Here is a 1787-nt window from a genome sequence, read left to right on the forward strand (position 1 = left end):
AACCCATGCAGATGCAATCTTAGATCGGCTGGTTCATGGCAGCATCAAATTAGAGCTAAAAGGAGAATCAATGCGAAAAATACAAACGCTATTGACTGATGGAGATCAGTGAAGTTAATTTAAAAAATGGTTCTGTGATAATGACACAAAGCGATCTCCATCGATGTTAATAAGTGATCTTCTTCATGGTAATACGCAACTAAAACCAGCAGACAAATGCTACAATATTTTTATTGCTTACCTGTTTACTAAGATTGCCCTCTGGCTAGCCATGCAACACGTGAAAACATATGGCGCAGCAAAGAAGGAATTGAATTAACGCCTTTTTCTGCCGCTCTATTGGCGACTTCAATTGCTAAATCAGGTTTAGAAGTTCGATGAATTGCTTTAATAATGACACGACGCGGTGATATTTTACCATTATCATGAATAGCAGCAATCTGATGATAAATATCGCTGAAACCTTCACGGTAAAGAAAATGCTCCATATCTGACGCAGGTAATATAGTTAGTCTATCTCGAGGAGTATCATTGATTCTTTCAGCATAAGCAATTGCTGAATCAGCATACTGTTTCCCCTGCATTATCGCCATCAACCAAAGTATGCCACTCGATCCCCATACTATTAGCAAACTTTAATAATGGCTTAAGACCGCATTGCGCAAACTCAATCACTTTAACACCTTCTGACTCAAAATGATAATTACATTGGCGTGCTAATTCATTCATTAATCAGATTTCGGTCTCACCTTCAACCAATAACCAGCAGCGTGCAAATAGTGCTGATGGGCGATTAATGCGTATGTGAAATGAAAGACGACGCATATCCTCCAGTGATAACCTGTTTGCCTTTAACCGATAAGCAACCACTCGATTTGAATTACGTACTAAGCGGCATATATTTTCCAGTGGAACTTGTGAAAGGAATTCGCCTGAATTAGTTGAATTAATACGCTGCAATGAAAAAAGATTTAATAGTCGCCAAGCAACCGAAAGCATTATAGGATGTAAACGAGTTTCTGGATCTTCGATAATCAGGATAGGCCGAGCATCGCTATTTAGTTGAAAATCGCTCTGTAATTGTAAAAATGATGAAAAAAGCTGCCAAATAATTAACCGAATAGAATGCTGTTCCGGTTTACCGACTATACGATTGATATCCTCCAGCACCCGCCAGCCTCTTCTATTAGGTGAGTGATAGGTAATATTTGACTGATGTGGTCGATTAAATAAACGCATATTTTGTTCGGCAAAATAATAACCGAGCAACTGTTGCATTGCCGCAAAGCCATCTTCAATCTCTTCATAACACAATTTTGGTGATGCTTTTATTAATGCCTGGGTCAATTGTTGTAATTGGCTGGCAAATTTAACAGAGGGTTTTTTATAGTCAGCATCATAAGATTCAGCCGCTGTAGGGCGTAAAAAGCGGGCATCTCTTAGACGTAGTACGGGATATAGTCGAATAATATGCTGGATATATTTGCTATTATCATTTAAAACCAGCTTATTGCCGTCCTTATCTAAAAAACATCTTTCGGTAGCCACAATATTATTTTGTCGTTCAGCACTCACACGATAATAAATACGTTTATATTTATCATTTCCTTCAATCCATAATGCAGATAAGGACTTAAATCGACTAGCGTTGTGACTATTTCACGAGTTTCGCACAAAACTAATTTGGGTACGCTAATAAAACACGGATGTGCTCAGCAATAGCATTTTTGATTACGTCCCAATTTTGTTGATAAAGGGTTATTTTTTCAGATATACGACGTTTATGT

General features: G+C 37.9%; 4 protein-coding genes. 1 reads left to right on the forward strand and 3 read right to left on the reverse strand.

What is annotated here, in order from left to right:
• Positions 1–112: ATP-binding protein (locus tag CBG25_RS18450; RefSeq protein ID WP_290603782.1), on the forward strand; the 112-nt coding region annotated here is incomplete at its 5' end.
• A 136-nt stretch (positions 113–248) separates the two neighbouring features.
• Here CBG25_RS18450 and CBG25_RS18455 read toward each other — a convergent pair.
• Genes CBG25_RS18455 through CBG25_RS18460 form a run of 3 tightly spaced genes read right to left on the reverse strand, consistent with a single transcriptional unit; the run spans position 249 to position 1614 of the window.
• The gene (locus tag CBG25_RS18455) at positions 249–593 is read right to left on the reverse strand and encodes a hypothetical protein (RefSeq protein ID WP_290608486.1); all 345 of its coding nucleotides are present in this window, start codon (positions 591–593) and stop codon (positions 249–251) included.
• Positions 562–729, reverse strand: a complete 168-nt coding sequence (locus CBG25_RS21555) for a TOPRIM nucleotidyl transferase/hydrolase domain-containing protein (protein WP_366212809.1) — start codon at positions 727–729, stop codon at positions 562–564. The genes CBG25_RS18455 and CBG25_RS21555 overlap by 32 nt, the downstream gene beginning before the upstream one ends.
• Before the next feature lie 3 nt (positions 730–732).
• Positions 733–1614, reverse strand: coding sequence for a DUF2813 domain-containing protein (locus CBG25_RS18460; RefSeq protein ID WP_290608488.1), 882 nt, complete (start codon positions 1612–1614; stop codon positions 733–735).
• Positions 1615–1787 lie beyond the last annotated feature (173 nt).

The organism is Arsenophonus sp. ENCA (assembly GCF_002287155.1).
Taxonomy (GTDB): Bacteria; Pseudomonadota; Gammaproteobacteria; order Enterobacterales; family Enterobacteriaceae; genus Arsenophonus; species Arsenophonus nilaparvatae.

What these genes read in the sequence shown, in the direction of transcription:
- CBG25_RS18455 (WP_290608486.1), bottom strand. Translation starts at nt 593, where the DNA reads ATGGCGATAATGCAGGGGAAACAGTATGCTGATTCAGCAATTGCTTAT.
- CBG25_RS21555 (WP_366212809.1), bottom strand. Translation starts at nt 729, where the DNA reads ATGAATGAATTAGCACGCCAATGTAATTATCATTTTGAGTCAGAAGGT.